The following is a 14,265-nucleotide window of genomic DNA, read 5'->3' on the forward strand; positions in this document are numbered from 1 at the left end:
ACGCGTACCTGGTGTCGACGTTGTGAGTGTGATCCGCCGGCAAAGTGCACCGGGCCTGGCTGGAAGCTGCCTGCTCAGCGGTAGCGGGGTGAATGTTCCTCCCTAGATGAAACTCGCGACGATCACCGCCGCACCCGCGGCCACGACGACGCTCAGCGCGACCGCGTCGCGGCGATGCGGCCGCGAGGGATGGGCGACGAGGCTGCCCGTGCCGCCGCGGACGGTGATCGCCTCGGCCATTTCAGCGCTGCGGCGCAACGCGTTCGACATCGCCGCGGTCACCATGTCGAGCAGGGTCAGCTGGGCCGACGGGTGGCCGCCGCCGGCCTTCGACCTCGGGCGCATCCGATAGGCGGCGCGCAGGATCCGCAGTTCATCGATCAGCATCGGCAAGCCGCGCAGACACAGCGCGATCGCCACCGCCCACTCGTCGACCGGCAGCCGCAGCCACCGAAGGGGGCGCATCAACGACGCCAACGCGGGAGCGATGTCGGCCATCGGCGTCGTCCAGATGACCAGAATCGACGTCGCGACCACGACGACGGCCAGCATCGCCGCACGCAGGAACACCACGCCACCGGCGACGCCGCTGACCGAGGCGGAGATGACCACGCCTGCGGCCACCAGGCCCAGCATCCACCACGGCGGCCGGGGAATCGCGCCCAGCGGGATCCCGGCGACGACCGCGGTGACCACCACGACGCCCGCGACGAACCCCAGCGCGGGCCACGACGGAAGTACCCAGGTCATGATGCCGAGGATCAAGACGATCACCAGTTTCGTCCCTGCCCACAGTCGGTGGATCACCGAATCGCCGGGCACCTGCCGCAGCGGCACAGTTCGCATGGTCATCGCTGTTCCCCCACAAGTCCCAATCGTCCCTGCACCAGTTCGACGCGCCGATCGCACACGGCGTCGAGCGCCTCGAAATCATGCGAGATCACGATCAATGTCATGCCCGTCGAGCGGAGTCGGGCCAGGAGTCCGACCACTTCGCCGCGGGCCCCTGGGTCGAGTCCGGCGAGCGGCTCGTCGAGCACCAGAACGTCGGGCGCCGACGCGATCAGTGCCGCGAGGACCACGCGCCGCAATTGTCCGCCGGACAGCGAATCCGTGGGGCGTGCCGCGAGGTCGCGGGGTAGCCCGACGAGTTCCAGTACCTCGCCGACCTCTCGCGTCCCGACCTCCGGTCCGCCGACCGCCATGATCTCGTCGGCGACGTTGGCCTGCTGGATCTGCAGCCGCGCGTGCTGAAACGCGAGTGCCACCTTGCCGACTTGCTTCGACGTCGGGCGGGCGGCGTCGGCGGCACCCAGCAGGCAGGTACCCGACGTCGGCTCGATCAGTCCGGCGAGCATCCACGCCAACGTGGTCTTGCCGGAACCGTTTCCGCCGACGATCAGCACGCCGTCGCCCGGCTCGACGGTCAAGGAGACGTCGTGCAGCGCGGTGACCTGCCAGGGCGAGCCGGGCAGGTAGGTGTAGGCGGCACGGTCGACGGTGAGACGCTGCACCGTCTCCGGACGACCAGCCCGGCGTCGCACGGGGGAACCCGACTCATCGTGGCGCACCACCCAATTCGGTTCATGATCGACGACGCCGCCGTTGCGCAGATGGATCACCCGATCCGCAGCCGCCGCCTCCGTCATCCGGTGGGTGATCAGTACGACGGTGATTCCGAACCGATGCGGCAGGGCGCGCAGGAGTGCGACCAACTCGTCGCGGCCCACCGGGTCGACCATCGACGTCACCTCGTCGGCGATCAGCAGGGCGGGCCGTCGGGCCAGCGCCGCGGCAATGGCCAACCGCTGCTGTTGTCCGCCGGACAGGTCGAGGGTCTCGCGGTGACCGAGCCCGGCAAGTCCCACCTCGGCGAGGATCTGCTCGACGTCGACCGCGGCGGCGACGTCGGGGTGCAGGCCCCACACGACGTCGTCGGCGACCCGAGAACCCAGCATCTGGGTCTCCGGCCGCTGCAATACCATCGCGGTTCCGCCGGGCCGGCCCAACGCTGCGGCTCCCGGGCGGCCGACCGCGCCGACGCTCGGGGGCCGTCCGGCGAGCAGTTTGGCGAGCGTCGACTTGCCGGATCCATTGGGACCGACGATAGCCACGAATTCACCAGCGTCGAGCGACAGATCGACGTCGTGGAGTGTGGGACGCGACGCGCCGGGGTAGGTGAACCCGACCGAGGAGAACGTCAGCGGGAGCGGCGCGACGTCGGCGACGGGCGCGACGTCGAGGACGTCGGCGTTGTCGAGGGTGTCTTCGCTGGGGATGTCGGCGACCCGGTCGACGACGGTGCCCAACACCCACCAGGCGATGTAGAGCGCCAGGTAGGTGCCGAACACACCGGACACCCACATCCAGAGCCACCAATAGTCGACGACGCCGTCGGCCAGCGTCGTAAGAGTGCGTTCACCCCAGTCGAAGCCGATGTTCCCGAGCTGCTTGCCCAGTCCCTTGGCGAAATTCTCGAACGACTCGAGGGCGAGCTTGCGCAACGGGACCAGCACGAACAGCATCGCCACCGGGACCGCCGAGAGGAACGGCGACGCGACGGTCGCGACGACGGTGAGTGTGCCGACACCCTTGCCGCGACGTTTGATCTCACCCACGATGCCGCCGATCACCGCCGACCCGACGACGGAGACGGCCGCGCCGGTACCGGCGAGCGCGAAGGCGCATGCCGCGCCGGTGATCAAGGCTGCGACGAGGGCACGCGGACGGGTGCGCGCGGCGATCAGCGCCATCGGCACCGGCGCGAGCAGCCGGGCGGCGCCCGCCAGTGGAATGACCGCGGCAACCACTACGACGGCGACGGCAAGCCCGGTGAAGATGGCTATCGTGGCGTACTCGATGGGACGCAGCGGACCGCGGGGCGCCCCCCGGTTGGCCTCGACCACGCTGGGCTCGGCTGCCACATCACCTCCCGCTGTGCCTGCCGCCCGTGCGGCAAGTGTCGAGTCAGTATCGGTGTTCATCGAATTCAGTGTGCCAAAAACTGCCGGAGACGGTCTGCCCGCATAGTCGAATCAGGTAACCCTGAATCTATTTTTCATGCCCCCTACCTGCATAAATGCGGCAACTCCAGCTGTTGCGACGCCCGTTGTGACGTGGTTAGGCTGGCCGGGTGATTACTGCTCTACTGGTCAGCTTCGGCGTGATCTTCGTCGCCGAGCTCGGCGACAAGTCGCAGCTGATGGCGATGACCTATGCCCTGCGCCACCCGTGGTGGATCGTGTTGTCGGCGATCGCCGTCGCCACCACCGCGGTGCACGCGGCGTCGGTGTTCTTCGGCCACTTCCTCGGCTTGTCGATACCGTCGGATCTGATGGCGATCGTCGCCGGTGTCGCCATGCTGCTCTTCGGATTCTGGACGCTGCGCGGCGATTCGCTCACCGACGAGGAATCGCGCCGGGCCGAGCGTGTGGGAAAGTCGGTGTTCTTCGCCGTCATGTCGTCGTTCTTCCTCGCCGAACTGGGCGACAAGACGATGCTGGCCACGATCACCCTGTCCGCCGACCACGACTGGGTGGGTGTGTGGATCGGCTCGACGGTCGGCATGGTCGCGGCCGACGCCCTTGCCATCGCCGTCGGCGTGTTGCTGGGCAAGCATCTTCCGGAGCGGGGAATCACCGTCGGGGCGTCGATCCTGTTCTTCGGCTTCGCCGCGTGGTTGCTCTTCGAAGGCCTGTCCGCGGGCCCGGGCACCGTGGTGACGATCGCGACCGTGACCGCGGTAGTGGTGATCTCCGGTGCGGGCGGGGCCTACCTGTGGCATCAGCGTCGTGCGGAGCGACGAGCAGTCGACGTCGGCGCGGGCGAGGAGTAGCTGATCGGCTGAGTGCGCTCTGCCCCGCGAACGCCCTACAGCACCCGCGCTAAGCGCAACAACGGTTCGGCGTCCTCGTCGAGGCTGTTGCCGTCGGCCGGCAGGACGTCGCGGACCGCGCCCTTCGACGTCCCCGCCTCGCGGTACTTGTCGACCGCGGCGCGCAGCAGATGCGCGCGGTCGGCGTCGGGCGCGGCGTCGAATTCCTCGGAGAGCAGCGGCGACAGCTGCGTGAGTCCGTCGCGGATCTCGACGATCCGCCGTTCGAAGAGAACCGTCGGCGTCGATTTGAGTCGGTCGCCTCCGTGGCCGGGTAGCACGACGCCGGGCACCGCCCACGTGACGAGAGACCAGAGTGGTTCGAGTTCCCGGTACCGACGCCGACGACGCAGCCCGGCGAAGAGTGCCCGGGTTCGGGCATACAGCATCGGGTAGCTGATTCCGACGAGGAAGGCGATGAGCCCGATCAGCGACATCACGGACGACACCTGCATCAGCGCGAGGACGGACACGCCCCACAGCAGCGAACTGAGCACGTAGACGATCTGCGCGAGCGATCCCGCTGCGAGCAGGATGAGCCCGCTGATCAGAATGAGCAGCGACACCTTGAGGTAACCGTCGGCCATCTGCAGGAATCGCCGGATACTGCGGACGCATTGCAGCAGTCCGTACGCGAGGTAGCCACTGGCGATCAGGAAGAAGAAGGCGAAGCCGATATTCTGGGTGGTCGACGCCGACAACCCCTTCGTCCGCAGATCGAGCGGGATCAGCAGCATCGTGACCTGCAGCCCGACGACGGCGACGACGAGCGGTATCGCCTCTACGCCCGCTCGACGTTGCCGCACGCTGTCTTTGGCGCTGAAGAAGAACACGACGATCAGGCTGGCGACGCCCAGTGCGAGCAATCCGTACAGCAGCACTCGGGAGACGCCGGTGAACAGAAGGTCGTTGAGGAACCTGGCGACGCCCTTATTCGATACGACGAACGCGAGAGTCAACGCGCCGATCGCCGTCGTCATGGCGACCGCTTGCGTACCCCCGCCTTGACGTCGGATCTGGTCCAGTCGCCAGCACATTGCGCTCGCGAAGACCACGAACGCGATCATGTTGATGATCCCGGCAATCACTAAACACTGACCTCAACTCTTCGGCACCAGCAGACGTTCCCGCGTCACAGCCAGCCTCGATGTCCACCCAGGACTCGCTGAATTCCGCGTAGGCCCTGATGCTGCGCTGTCTGCCCGACGGCTTCGCGCGCTTCAGCTGCCCACGTGATGATAAGCGATGCCAACATCTCGGCTTCCCACTCACGCTCATCCGAGTAGCAGGTACGGGCGAGAGCCGCATCGGCGTCGTCGGGATCGGGCCCGGCGAGGGCGGCTGCGGCCAGATCGCCAAGCATCTGGTGACCTGCGATCATGTGCCCGAACTCATGGATGATGATCTGGTCGCGATGCACCGGTGTCGTGTTCTCTTGATAGAAGAAATAGTCGGCGTCCGACGCCGCGAGCCATACTCCGTTGGGCATGCCCGCCGGCAGCGGGTGAGCGATCAATTTGATCGGTCGACCACGCCGTTGACCGTATCGATCGCACAGTTGTACGACGTCGAGCGGCAGATCGAGATCGAGCCCGCGCAACGCTTCGCGAATTATCAAGCGCAGCGCGCGCTCGCTCCTCATCCCCAGGTAGACGTCATTCGCCGGAGTCGGCGAGTCCGGCCTCGGTGACCTGCGGCGGATCGGTCGGCAATCCCTGCTGCTTGCGCAGCACCTTGATGAGCTCGCTGACGACGCTCACCGAATCGCTCGACAGTCCAGCCAGGCGGAAGGCCGCGAGCTGGACATCGGTGTCGGCCTGCATGCGCATCATGTCGATCTCGTCGCGGGTACGCTGCGCGGCACGATCTTCCAGAAAGTAATGGACGTCGACGCCGAATGCCGCGGCGATGCCTTCGACGGTGCGGAACGACGGCGACTTCGCCTTGCCCGAGCGCAGCTGGGACAAGTAGGACTCGCCGAGTCGGAATCCGCGTTCGGTCGAACGGGCTGCGATGGCCTTCGCGCTATATGCACGGCCGTTGGGGCCTGGTACCGTCCGAAAGAGTTCCTCTAGCCGACGTGCGAACAATCCCGGATCGACGTCGGCTATGACGTCGTCGTCGTGCAACGCCGGTGAACCATCTACTGTCACGATCTCCGCCTATATTCCTGGCGAGCGGCGTCGCGCATCGCCATATCTTTAGTACTGTCCTCGACCCAACAGCTAGACGAAGTAACGAAATCTTGCCTAACTGCGAATTTACCTTGCGTTCATTAAACGTCGGATTGGACCCTCCTCGCAAGGTCCATTCATTCGGAGGATACCCAAATCCGCGGCCGAACCGATACGACCAGCACCAACATTAGTCGCACTGTGGCACTACTCACACACTAACTGTTACTGCAGGTCAAAGATAGAAAAGTCTGGTCAAATGACCAGGTCGAATCTACGGCTGGGTAACGTAGACTGACTGATCGACAACCGAACCGCTACCGCAGGATGGCCCACCCCGCCCGCACCCCGGGCCACTGCCAGAGGACTCGACGACCATGAGCCACCTTTCTTCGACGCCTACCGCGCGCCGCACGCTGCGCAGATTCTTCGCCTTCGCGGCGACAGCCACAGCACTGTTGGCGATGACGCTGCTCGGCTCGCTCGGCGCGGGTTCGACACACGCTTCCCCCGGCCTCGGCAACCATCACAGCCATGGCAGCGGAAGCGGTTCGGGCGCGGGGTCGGGTTTCGGCTCGGGTTCGGGCTCGGGTCACCACGGGTCGTGGGGCACAGGCTCGACGCACACCCCCGGCACCCACAACAATGACTGCGACACCACCGGCACCACTGGCACCACCGGTCTGCCGACCGCATCGGGTCTGCCCACCGCACCGACCGTCCCCGCGGTGCCCACGGCTCCGTCCGGTTCCGGCTCGGGCTCAGGATCGGGAAGCGGAAACGTGACCGTTCCGACTTACACCGGGCCGGGCAGCAACGGTTCGGGGTCGACGTCGACGCCGAACCAGTCGAACGGTTCGTCGTCGACTCAGTGGAACGGCGGCCAGCACCCGAAGCAACCGTGGGAGAAGGCGGCCCCCGCTGTTCCGGCGGCGCCAGCTGCTCCCGCCGCTCCGGCACCGGCAGCTCCCGCGGTCCCAGCTGCGGCGGTCCCCGGAGGCGGTAGTGGGGGCGGCGGGGGCGGGGCGGGAAGCGCGACGCCACCCAAGCCTTCGGTGGCTAAGCATCTCGCGGCCAAGCCCGCCGTCAAGCCGGCGCCGCCCGCGCCCGCGGCGCCCGCGCCGGTCATCGCTCCGGCACCGGCGCCCACCCCGATTCCGGCGGCCGCGGCATCGGAGCTCGGCGACTTCGCCGGCGGAATCGCGCCCGCGGCGTTGATGCTGCTCGGCTCGGTCGCACTGCTCGGAAGCGGCCGCTTCCTCGACGCCATCGCGGCGGCACGCGCCTAGCTCAGTGATTCGGCGGTGCTGTCAGTGGCGCCCGAGCCAGGGATTCTCGCTCGGGCGCCGACGTCACTACAGCGGCCCGGGCAACCATTCCGCCGGACAGCCAGTAGTCGCTCCGACCCGGGCAACCACCCGCCTAGCAGCCAGAAGTAGTCGCTCCGACCCGGGCAACCATTCCGCCGATTGAGCGAGGCGCAGCCGAGTCGAAATCACGCTCACCCGACTAGCCCAACCATCCCCACGCTTGCGCTGACACCGACGACACACCAGGTTTCGACACGGACCTACGCTGGCGCTCCGGCCCGGCTCAACCTGGATCCACCGGCCGAAGCGCCGCTCTGCTGGTTGAGCCGGACGAGCGCCGTGCTGAGCGAGGCGCTAGCCGAGTCGAAGTAGCGCTAGCCGAGTCCGTGTCGAAACCTCTCAGCCACAACGACTTTCGACGGTCCGCGCCAATATCGGCGACTTTGACCCGGCAAATGAGGCGTGTGCACCCTATGGGTGCACACGCCTCGATGTTCGATTCCATCACAGTTCGACAAGTGCGCTGCCATCAAATGCATTGTGGTACAGAGGTTTCGACACGCTCGTCGCTAGCGCTCCTCGCGGCTCAACCAGCAGATGGGGCCTACCCGTCGGTGAATTCAGGCTCAACCAGCGGGGGGCCACTAGCCGTTCCGGCCCGGCTCAACCCGCAGGGCAGCCGGACTGCCAGTAGCCGCTGCAGCCGGACAGCCACCCTCAACCAGCGAGCACTTCCACCCTTGCCCTAGACACGCCCTGGCAATTTGGCCGCGTCGTGGTAACGGCGTCGGACGTCGTCGACGGTGGGGATCGTCGACGCCGCCGCGCCGTCCATCCACTCACGAAGCACCTTGGTCGCGCGGACGTCGTCTTCGTTGTATTCGAGCAGTCGTCGACGCTGAGTGAGGTCGACGGTCTCGCCGATGCCGACGGCGTGGCGGTACCAGTCCATCGACGCCGCGCCGCCCGCGTCGTCGTCGCGCCACCGGAAACCGGCGATCGGCGCTACTCTCTTGAGGCCTTTCCCCTTGGGGGACAAAAAGTTTCGCCCGACGGCAGCGAAGATGTCGACCCATTCGTCGGAGGCGATGAACGCATCGACCTTCGCTCGCGACGGGATGCCGGGATATCCGGCGAACCGGTCGGCCGAGCCGCGGAGCCAGCGATTCTCCGCCTGCTCGGAATAGCAGTACGCCGCGAAGGTCTTGCCCTGCGAGCGCGCCGAATTGCGCGCCGTCATCAGCCACTGCCAGAACTCGGCGAACGAGCGGGCTTCGTCGACGGTGGGTAGCGGCTGCCAGGTGACGAAAGGTCGATACGGCTCGACCTGCCCGATCGTGTTGTCCGTCAACAACGTTCCCCACAGGTACGCACCGTCCTCGCCGAAGGACTCCATGTCGACGTCCACCTCGACGTCGGCGCGGCGCACCGCCACGTCGTCGTGGCGCCGGACGAGCGGCGTGTCGGTGATCCAGCATTGGGCGAAGGTCACGGCGTCGTCGAACGACCCGACATACTCCGCCGGCGCCTGATCTGCATCGGCGAGCTGGTCTATCGTGTGAATTCCATTGTCGGACAACACTTTCACCTGAGCGCCGTTGACCACCAAGCTGACGTCGCGGCGGTCGACGAGTTCGGGTTCGCACTGTCCCCACCATGGGCAGCCCCGGCATTCGCCGACGCGGCTGGGCACGGTCGCGATCTGCTGCGCGGCGATTCTTCGACGGCGGGCCAAATTGTCGTCGTAACCGGGCAGCATCGGTTCTAGGTCGACGACGACGATGCAGTCGACGTCGAGTCCGATGACTCCGCCCTGTTCACGTCCCGCGAGCCCGGCTGCCTGCAGCATCCGATACAGATGCAGCAGGCGCATCTGATCACGCCGATTGTTGCGCGCTGCGCGCGACTGATCGGTTGCGGGCAGCCATCCCCACAGTGGGCTGGTGACGATGCCCGACCGGTTGCGGTCGTCCGGGTCGACGGTCACCGGTTGGCTGACCCGATGATTGACCACGATCACCGGCACATAGCCGGTGCCGTCGTGGACGAGCAGCTCGCTGTGTCCGCGCCGCCCGGCGTCGACGTCGGTGCGCAGTACGGCATCGGCGATCCAACGCGCCCCATCTCGACACGCGCGGTCGGTGGCCTCGACCCGATCGCGGCGCGGCGCGGCGTCGTCGACGATCACGAAGGTGCCCGGCGGCTGGTCACTGTGCAGGCTGCGCAGCAGGTCACGGACCCTGCCGCGGTGTTCGGTCGCCGCACGGATGCGCTGGGCGACGTCGGGGTCGGTGACCGGTTCGACCGGCATCGTGTCGCGGCCGGGTGCGAAGTCGAGGGCGAGCCGATGTTCACAACCAGTGAGATCTCGGGCACCGAGCACTGGTGAACTCACACGCCTGGCCTTTCGTCGACGCGGCGCAGGAGACACCTGCATCCGTCCCCTCCACCTTATGTAATGCTTGTACCGACACCGCGCGGGTCTATCGGTGAAGGTTCCCGCGCAGCGACCGGAAGGCAGTGGCATGGGGTTGATCGTTTCCGACGGCAAGAGCCGCGCGCAGCGTCGGGCGGAGGCCAAGGCGCTCAAAACCAAGGCCAAGATGGAGGCGAAGCTCGACGCGAAGGCCAAGCGCAAGTCGGACAAGATCGATCGGCGCGCGGCCGCCAAGTCCGACCGCAAGGCGACGCGGGCGGTCACGAAGTCCACCAAGGACGAGCACAAGGCGACGGTCAAGGCCGCCAAGTCGGCGGAGAAGGTCGCGCAGGCCAACGCCAAGGTCGAGGTCGCGAAGATCCAGGCCGAGGCCAACAAGCATCTGTTGAGCACCACAAACGTGAAGCGCTACCTCGCGGTCGCTCGGCTCATCGCCCCCATCGCCGGACCGGTGATCTACCGGGCATCGGTGGGCATCCGCGAGCAGCTGTCGATCGCCAAGGCCAACCGCGCCGGCGTCTCCCCCGACGTACTGCGGCAGTTCTCCGGGCACGGCGCCACCCTGTCGGCGCGGATCGCTACCACCCGCACCTCGATCGACAATCTGTCAGCACAGGACTCCTCCCCCGAATCGAATGCGTTCACCGAGGCGATGCGCGCACGGCTGGCCAACCTCGCCGCTGCCGTCGACGCCGCCGAGATGATGCCGACGACTCAGCGCCGCAACGCCCACCTGGCAATCGATCGTGAACTGTCGGCGATCGACGGCGACATCCTGGCCCGACTGGGTGTGAAGGGGTAGTCCGCCGCTCGACTACCGCGCGGCGCTACAGCCCGACGATGATCCCGCTGTAGGCCGTGCATTCCCGGCCCTTGTGCGGCACTGCGAGCCGGCAGAGCCGGAACTGTTTGCCGTTGTAGTGAGCCGAGCGATTCCACTGCCCCACCGCGGGCAGCCCGTTCGGCGGAGCGACGGCGAGTCGGTGCCACGGCGTGGCGCGCCGGACGGGTGCCTGTTGTCCGGCCCGGGTGATGACGGCGACGGTCACGCTGCGCTCTTCGAGCACGACCGTCCGCATCCCGCCGTTGCGAGTGAGCGAGTAGAAGCCCGCGCTCGGCCCGACTTCGACGGCGTGCGCGGTGCCGTACCAGTCGGCGAGCGTCACCTGCGGTGCGAGTTCACGTTGCGGCGCAGCGGGTTTCGCGTCGGCCGACGACACCGGCGCCAATACGGCGGCCGTGATCAGCAGTGCGGTGAGGAGTGCCGGGCGGACGATCGATGACGACATGACCTCAAGTCCTCTGCTCGTGGCGGATACCTACCGCCCCGGCAGGTACTTCAACGATCCCATCAGCTTAGGCGTCACCTTCAGGAACACACCGCGCGGGACTCCCCGCATACCGTCGAGCCCGATGAATCGCTGTTCGGCGATGGTCTGCGGCTCGGTGTACTTGTAGAGCCCTTCCTCGCCGTGGCGGCGGCCCACGCCCGAGATTCCCATGCCGCCCATCGGCGCGGCCGTCGAGCCCCAGGCGGCGGCATAGCCCTCGTTGATGTTGACGGTGCCGGCACGCAGCTGCTCGGCGATTTTCTGCGCCTGGGCGCTCGATCCGGCGAAGACGCTGGCGTTGAGTCCGTAAACGGTGTCATTGGCCTGTTGGACGGCCTCGTCGATGGACGCGACGGGGTAGATCGATACCACCGGACCGAAGGTTTCGTCGCGGTAGCACTCCATCCCGTCGACGACGCCGGTCAGGACGGTCGGTTCGAAGAAGAACGGTCCGAGGTCGGCGCGCCGCTTGCCGCCGGCTCGCACCACCGCACCCTTGGCGACGGCGTCGGCGACATGCTGCTCGGCGGTGTCGGCCTGGCTCGCCGACGCCAGCGAGCCCATGTCGGCGCTGAAGTCGTAGGTCGCGGCGAGGTTCATGTTGCGGACGTAGGCGGCGAATTTGTCGGTGAATTCGTCGGCGACGGCGGCGTCGACGTAGATGCGTTCGATCGAGATGCACAACTGCCCCGAATTGGAGAAGCAGGCGCGGGCCACACCGGACACGATGCGGTCGATGTTGGCGTCGGCGGTGACGATGAGCGGATTCTTGCCGCCGAGTTCGGCGGAGAAGCCGATGAGTCGACGCCCCGCCTGCTCGGCGAGTGCGGCGCCGGTCGCCGACGACCCGGTGAACATCACGTAGTCGGTGAGCGCCACAATCGCTTGTCCCACAACACTTCCCGCGCCCGGAACGACAGCGAACAGTTCGCGGGGCAGGCCCGCTTCATACAGGAGTTCCGCGCAGGCGAGCGCACAGTACGGTGTCTGACTGTCGGGCTTGATGACCACCGCGTTGCCCGCGGCAAGCGCGGCGACCGCATCCGAAACTGCAAGTGTCAGAGGGTAATTCCACGGTGAGATGACCCCGACGACCCCTTTGGGCTGATAGCGCACCCGAACGTCGGTCGCACCCGGGAGGATGCCTTTGACCTTCTTGTCCGCGAGCAGCCCGGGCGCGACGTTGGCGTAGTGCCGCGCAGACAGTGCGACGTCGAGGACCTCTTCCTGTGCGTAGATGCGTGCCTTGCCGGTCTCCGCCTGCGCGATGTCCATGAGTGCTTCGGCATTCTTGGTCACCAACGCCGCGAATTCGAAGAGGACCTTCGCACGGTCGGCGGGTTTGCGTGCGGCCCAATCTTTTTGGGCCTCGCGAGCTCGGTCGACGGCGACGCCGAGATCGTCCGCGGTACCCACCGGGATGGTGGCCATGTCGGCGCCGCTGAAGGCTTCGACGATGATCCGGGTCGGACGCTGCGCGGCGTCGTCGATGGCGACGAGGCGCCCGAGGCGGGCGAAGTAGTCAGCGGTGGGCTGCGGCATGGCATGGGCCTTTCATCGAATGGGAACGCGCTGGCACGCGGGGGTATTACGGCGCGACGAGGACGATGCCGTCGTCGTCGGAGTAGAGGAGGTCGCCGGGGTTGACGGTCTCGCCGCCGATGACGAGCGGGATGTCGCGCTCACCGGCTCCGGTCTTGGTGGACTTGCGCGGGTTGGTGCCGAGCGCTTTGACGCCGATCGCCATCCCGCCGATGGTCGCGGCGTCGCGGATGGCACCGTGCGCGACGATGCCGACCCATCCGTTCGAGCGGCCGAGTTCGGCGATGAGGTCGCCGACGAGCGCGGTGTGCACCGACGCGTCGCCGTCGATCACCAGCACTCCGCCCGGATTGGGCTCGGACAGGATGGACTTGAGCAGGGCGTTGTCCTGGAAGCATTTGACGGTGGTGACCCGCCCGACGAATTCACGGTTGCCGCCGTACTGCCGGAATTGGGTGTCGCAGCTGCGGACGTCGGCACCGATCTGGTCGACGAGGTCGGCGGTGGGGACGAAAGTCAGGTCAGTCATGCCGGTATTTTACCGGCCGGTAGCCTGCGCGTCGCCGGTGGACTCGATCGTCTCGACGATGACCTGCGCCAGCTCGGCGGGACGCTCGTCGGGGATCCAGTGCGACGCCCCTTCGAACACCTCGAAGCGGTACGGCCCGCGCACGAACTGCGCGGTGAGGTCGGCGCCGGCGCGTCCGAGCGCGGTGTCGCCGTCGCTCCACACGTAGGCGGTCGGCACGGTGATGCGACCGATACCGCGACGGTCGGTGAACGGCAGGGCGCGGTACCAGTTGAGCGGTCCAGTCAGCCCGGCGGTGTCGAGGATCTCGGCGTGCACGGCGTCGACCATCTCCCGGGTCATTCCGGTGGCGCGTAACGCCTTGTCGAAGATCGCGGGCCTGCGTCGGACCATGAATTCGGGAAGCTTCGGCGGCTGGAATGCGAGCATGTACCAGGAACGTCGGGCCTGATCGCTGGTAACGAGCGACTTGATGAACGCCGCCGAGTGCGGAACCGACACCGCGGTCAGCGACGTCACGAGTTCGGGATGCTGCCCGGCGATCGTCCAGGCGACGTTGGCTCCCCAATCGTGTCCGACGACGTGTACCGGCCCACCGACGACGTCGATGAGCGCGCGGATATCGGCGACGAGCTCGGAGCTGCGGTAGGCGCGCCGGCCCTTCGGCGCCGCGGTCGGCGAGTAGCCGCGCTGATTGGGCGCAAGAGTGCGGATGCCGCGATCGTTGAGGATCGCGGCGACCTTCGCCCACGACGACGCCGTCTGCGGAAAGCCGTGCAACAGAATGGCGACCGGGCCGTCGAGCGGGCCGGAATCGATCACCGGAAAGCGGAAATCGCCACGACGGAACTCGGTGATGCGGTCATTGGACATGCCGTCTCCTCAGATAACTGACTTGTCGGTAACTTAACGTCGGAAAGTTAGAGTGTCAATAGAAGCCGCGGCTGCGCTCGACCAGCGGAGGGGCCCACCGTCGGTCACGCCGCTGGTTGAGCCGGGCCGAAGCGCAAGCGAAGGCCGCCCACTCCGCTGGTTGAGCCGGGCCGGAGCGTTAGCGAAGGCCACCCA

The 14,265-nt window shown here is 67.0% G+C and carries 13 protein-coding genes; 3 read left to right on the top strand and 10 right to left on the bottom strand.

The window, feature by feature from the left end; translation table 11 throughout:
- Positions 1–102 precede the first annotated feature (102 nt).
- Positions 103–852, bottom strand: a complete 750-nt coding sequence (locus HH308_RS24495) for a CbiQ family ECF transporter T component (RefSeq protein ID WP_170196883.1) — start codon at positions 850–852, stop codon at positions 103–105.
- Positions 849–2,984 carry an ABC transporter ATP-binding protein gene (locus HH308_RS24500; protein ID WP_170196884.1) on the bottom strand — a complete coding sequence of 712 codons (2,136 nt, stop codon included), beginning with the start codon at positions 2,982–2,984 and terminating at the stop codon, positions 849–851. Before HH308_RS24500 ends, HH308_RS24495 begins: the two co-directional genes overlap by 4 nt.
- 149 nt (positions 2,985–3,133) lie before the next feature.
- Here HH308_RS24500 and HH308_RS24505 point away from each other — a divergent pair, with 149 nt between their 5' ends.
- A complete protein-coding gene (locus tag HH308_RS24505; protein WP_170196885.1) occupies positions 3,134–3,835 on the top strand; it encodes a TMEM165/GDT1 family protein in 702 nt (233 codons plus the stop codon).
- Positions 3,836–3,870: 35 nt separating this feature from the next.
- On the opposite strand, the gene HH308_RS24510 is transcribed toward HH308_RS24505, so the two are convergent.
- Genes HH308_RS24510 through HH308_RS24520 form a run of 3 tightly spaced genes read right to left on the bottom strand, consistent with a single transcriptional unit; the run spans position 3,871 to position 6,027 of the window.
- Positions 3,871–4,962, bottom strand: a complete 1,092-nt coding sequence (locus tag HH308_RS24510; protein WP_170196886.1) for an MAB_1171c family putative transporter — start codon at positions 4,960–4,962, stop codon at positions 3,871–3,873.
- Between the two features lie 44 nt (positions 4,963–5,006).
- Complete coding sequence (locus HH308_RS24515; RefSeq protein WP_170196887.1) at positions 5,007–5,516, bottom strand: hypothetical protein; 510 nt, start codon at positions 5,514–5,516, stop codon at positions 5,007–5,009.
- A 13-nt stretch (positions 5,517–5,529) separates the two neighbouring features.
- Positions 5,530–6,027: a helix-turn-helix transcriptional regulator gene (locus HH308_RS24520; RefSeq protein ID WP_170196888.1), complete on the bottom strand. Its 498-nt coding sequence runs from the start codon at positions 6,025–6,027 to the stop codon at positions 5,530–5,532.
- A 398-nt stretch (positions 6,028–6,425) separates the two neighbouring features.
- Between HH308_RS24520 and HH308_RS29600 the strand changes: the two genes are divergently transcribed.
- Complete coding sequence (locus HH308_RS29600; RefSeq protein ID WP_211188803.1) at positions 6,426–7,337, top strand: hypothetical protein; 912 nt, start codon at positions 6,426–6,428, stop codon at positions 7,335–7,337.
- A gap of 766 nt (positions 7,338–8,103) precedes the next feature.
- Here HH308_RS29600 and HH308_RS24530 read toward each other — a convergent pair.
- Positions 8,104–9,753 (bottom strand): TM0106 family RecB-like putative nuclease, encoded by a 1,650-nt coding sequence (locus HH308_RS24530; RefSeq protein WP_170196889.1) that lies wholly within the window; start codon positions 9,751–9,753, stop codon positions 8,104–8,106.
- 130 nt (positions 9,754–9,883) lie between these two features.
- Here HH308_RS24530 and HH308_RS24535 point away from each other — a divergent pair, with 130 nt between their 5' ends.
- Complete coding sequence (locus tag HH308_RS24535) at positions 9,884–10,597, top strand: DUF6474 family protein (RefSeq protein WP_170196890.1); 714 nt, start codon at positions 9,884–9,886, stop codon at positions 10,595–10,597.
- A gap of 25 nt (positions 10,598–10,622) precedes the next feature.
- On the opposite strand, the gene HH308_RS24540 is transcribed toward HH308_RS24535, so the two are convergent.
- The 4 genes from HH308_RS24540 to HH308_RS24555 are packed head-to-tail and all read right to left on the bottom strand — an operon-like array spanning position 10,623 to position 14,070.
- The gene (locus tag HH308_RS24540; RefSeq protein WP_170196891.1) at positions 10,623–11,084 is read right to left on the bottom strand and encodes a hypothetical protein; all 462 of its coding nucleotides are present in this window, start codon (positions 11,082–11,084) and stop codon (positions 10,623–10,625) included.
- A gap of 30 nt (positions 11,085–11,114) precedes the next feature.
- The gene (locus HH308_RS24545; RefSeq protein WP_170196892.1) at positions 11,115–12,668 is read right to left on the bottom strand and encodes a succinic semialdehyde dehydrogenase; all 1,554 of its coding nucleotides are present in this window, start codon (positions 12,666–12,668) and stop codon (positions 11,115–11,117) included.
- 46 nt (positions 12,669–12,714) lie between these two features.
- Entirely contained in the window at positions 12,715–13,197 is a 483-nt protein-coding gene (rraA, locus tag HH308_RS24550; protein ID WP_170196893.1) for a ribonuclease E activity regulator RraA, read from the bottom strand.
- 9 nt (positions 13,198–13,206) lie between these two features.
- Positions 13,207–14,070 (bottom strand): alpha/beta fold hydrolase, encoded by an 864-nt coding sequence (locus HH308_RS24555; protein ID WP_170196894.1) that lies wholly within the window; start codon positions 14,068–14,070, stop codon positions 13,207–13,209.
- Between the last annotated feature and the right edge of the window lie 195 nt (positions 14,071–14,265).

The sequence above is a fragment of the Gordonia asplenii genome, from assembly GCF_012933505.1.
Classification (GTDB): Bacteria; Actinomycetota; Actinomycetes; order Mycobacteriales; family Mycobacteriaceae; genus Gordonia; species Gordonia asplenii.